Annotated in this window: 3 protein-coding genes and 1 pseudogene; 1 reads left to right on the forward strand and 3 read right to left on the reverse strand. The window is 64.2% G+C overall.

All coding sequences use genetic code 11. The features are described from left to right. Positions 1 to 971 precede the first annotated feature (971 nt). Positions 972 to 1,715, reverse strand: coding sequence for a nuclear transport factor 2 family protein (locus tag QH283_RS11645; protein ID WP_280503025.1), 744 nt, complete (start codon positions 1,713 to 1,715; stop codon positions 972 to 974). Between the two features lie 127 nt (positions 1,716 to 1,842). Here QH283_RS11645 and QH283_RS11650 point away from each other — a divergent pair, with 127 nt between their 5' ends. Beyond that, entirely contained in the window at positions 1,843 to 2,466 is a 624-nt protein-coding gene (locus tag QH283_RS11650) for a TetR/AcrR family transcriptional regulator (RefSeq protein WP_280503026.1), read from the forward strand. Between the two features lie 71 nt (positions 2,467 to 2,537). Here QH283_RS11650 and QH283_RS11655 read toward each other — a convergent pair whose 3' ends face one another. Continuing rightward, entirely contained in the window at positions 2,538 to 2,765 is a 228-nt protein-coding gene (locus tag QH283_RS11655; protein WP_280503027.1) for a hypothetical protein, read from the reverse strand. A gap of 132 nt (positions 2,766 to 2,897) precedes the next feature. Then, a pseudogene (locus QH283_RS11660) lies at positions 2,898 to 3,051 on the reverse strand (IS3-like element IS987 family transposase); the annotation flags it as partial.

A 3,051-nucleotide genomic window follows, 5' to 3' on the forward strand; every position in this document is an offset into this window, starting at 1 on the left:
CTCTGGTTCCCTCGGCTCGTGCAGTGGTTCGGCCGATCGAATCCCGCAGCAACCCGGAGCGCACGTTCTCGCCGTTTCGCGGTGAACACGACACGTTCAGCGAAACGGTCGAGACGCGGGGTCGCCAGTACTGCCGCCTGCTGCCCGGCCCCCCCGGTCCCCCCCCCCCCCCCCCGGGGGGTTGTGCTCCCGTGCCCCACCCCCCCCGGGTGCGGCTCGAACGGATCTCACCGCCGCCAGCGTCACAGCCTCCGGCGGAGGCATTTCCCAGCGAGTACTGCAGCGCGCTACAGCGGCCATCGGAATGTCGGCCACCGAGGGTGCCCTTCCTCAGCTTCGGGCCGCGACCGACCCGACGGCCCGCGGGGGACAGTTCTTCGGCCCGATGCTCATCGCGCGAGGCGCCCCTGTGAGCCGACCGGTCGCCCAGCACCCAGGATTGGGTCGATCCATCGATGTCCTATGGCAAGTCTCCGAGCGGGAGACCGGCATCCGGATCGATCTCCGGTCGAATTCCCACTGACCGTTGCGATGATGCCGCCTCGACGAATTCGGTCTACGAGCGAGGCCGGCGACCGAAGCCATCCACCTTCGGTCGTCATCCGAGCAGGAAGGCGAGCTTCCCACCGGCCAGCTCAGGCGAGATCCCGACGACTTCGGTGCTAACCATACCCGCGATGACCAGCGGGTCCCGCGACAGACGGTGCGTCAGTTGGCAACGACTGATGTTGTGCGCCAACACGACTCCGCCCCGACCTTCGTCGATGGTTCCGGCCAGCAGAAAGACTCCTTCACACAATCCGCGTTCGATCCACTCCCGGTGTCCGGACTCTTCGTAGGCGCCTCACTGCGGTAGGTCGAGAACCTCTGCAGGACAATGAACATGACTTCTCTCAATTGCGCCCGAGGTAGTCGACGGACGCACCGGCCGCCGTGACCCACGGCCACGACGGCAAGACGTCCGAGCCCGGCTACTTGCGGATCCGCCGCCCCACCTTCTTGGTGATCGCCGGGATCTTGGACGCGGCCATCAGAGTGCGGAACGGCCAGCTGTCGTCGCGCGGCAGGATCCCGGCTCGCTGCACACCGTCGAGGAAGTCGTAGAGGGTCTCGCCTTCCTCCATCAGCCCGTCCTTGTTGAAGTGGTAGCGGTCAACGGCCGGGGCCTGGATGAACCGGCCGGTGCCGTAGATGGTCGGTGCGGTCTTGTCGTAGGGATGCAGGCGCAGCGGGCCGCTCCAGTGACCGCTGCCGATGTAGCGGATGACCGTGCGTACGGTGCCGTCGGGCTTGACGTCGATGTAGACCTGATCGGGCAGCGGATCGTAGCGCCAGTCCGGGATCGCGTCGAAGAAGGCGAAGTTGTACTTGACGAACTCGTCGATACCGACGATGGTGCGGCCGAACGTGGTGACGTCGGTGTAGCGGATGTCGGGAGTGTAGAGCTCGTCGTTGATCGACATGTCGCGCACCAGGAAGCTCCACCAGTACTTCTTGGCCCATGTCATCAGCCATGACAAGTCGGTGCCGTGGCATTCGCTGAGGTAGTCGAGCTTGATCGCGAAGGAATCGAACCACTCCTGTGTGGTCGCTTGCAGCTCGGCCTCGGGGATCGCGCGGATCGGAACCGCCCGATTGGACTCCAGGAATTCCGGCACCGGACGTGACAGGCGCGGCTGAGCCAAGGCTCGCTGGAATTCTTGCTCGTCGAACATGCCGACTCCTCGTGTTCCGGTTCGGATCCCCATCGACCCGATGATGAATCACATGATTCATGTAGAATCAGATGATGTCAATGGGCGGTCTGGGTGGAGAGAACCCGACGATGAGAGCATCAGGACCATGAGCTCTCCGAAGTTGTGGCGTGGACAGACGTTGCAGGACCGTTCGACCGACCGCCGTGAACAGTTCTTGATGGTGGGTCAGCGAATCCTGGGCTCCAAAGGCGTGGCCGCGGTGACGATGCGGGCGGTGGTGCGCGATGCTGACTTGAGCCCGCGCTACTTCTACGAGACGTTCAGCACCCGTGAGGACTTGATCACCGCTGTCTACGACCGTGTCGAAGCAGAGCTGATCAAGCGTCTCCAAGCCGTCGACCTCACAGCGGGATTACCGGAGGCGATCCGTTCGGTGTTCGAGATCTGCGCCGACTATTTCGATGAGGACCCGGGCCGTGCGCGGATCCTGTTGCGCGAGCCGCAGGGCGACGACACGCTGCGACGGCACAGTGCCGATCGGGTGCCGACATTCCTTCGGGCCGTGATGCCGATCTTGGGCGCTCACGCCGGCGACCTGCTCCCGACCTCGGACAAGCAGCTCGCGATCGCGGCGACAGCACTGAGTGGTGCGCTGGTGTCGCTGTATCTGGACTGGATCGACGGCATTCTCGCGGTCGAACGAGAAGAGGTAGCAGCCGCGGCGGTAGATATCGTGTTCGCGCTGTCGACTGCGGTCGGGCGGGGGTAACTGCCGGGTCGGCGCACGGGCAGACGAAGTCCCGAATCGACCACTGCCTGGCCCGGCCGGATAACCGGAGCCTATTTGGTGGTAGGCATGGCCCCGTCGAGTCCGCCGACGTCGGTGATCTTCCAATCCTGGTTCTTGTCGAGTGTCACCGTGTAGGTGACGGTGGCCTGCGTCCCGTCGGCATTCTGGGCGCTGCTCGAGGTCACGTTCACGAACGCGCTCACGATGTAGATCCCGCCGGTTTCGGAGGTGACCTTCGCGGTGATGGGTGTCGCGGTGGACTGCCAGCGCAGCGGCACCAGTATTTGTTCGAGGGTGGGTGCGGTGGTGTCGAACTTGGTGGCGAGTTGTTGTGTCGTACCGGCTTTGAGCTTGACCAGCCAGGCGTCGAGCTTCTGGTTGTCGTGAATCGCCCCGGTGAGTCCGGAGACCTATCGGTGTGATAGCCCCGCCGTTGGCTGGGCTGGTTGTTGAGCGTAGTGGGCGGCCTCCATTTCCGCTGGTGGGATGTCACCGCAGTACCGGTAGAGGCGGCGGTGGTTGAACCAGTCGACCCATTCGGCGGTGGCGAATTCCACGTGATCG

This window comes from Nocardia farcinica (assembly GCF_029867845.1).
GTDB classification, from domain to species: domain Bacteria; phylum Actinomycetota; class Actinomycetes; order Mycobacteriales; family Mycobacteriaceae; genus Nocardia; species Nocardia farcinica_A.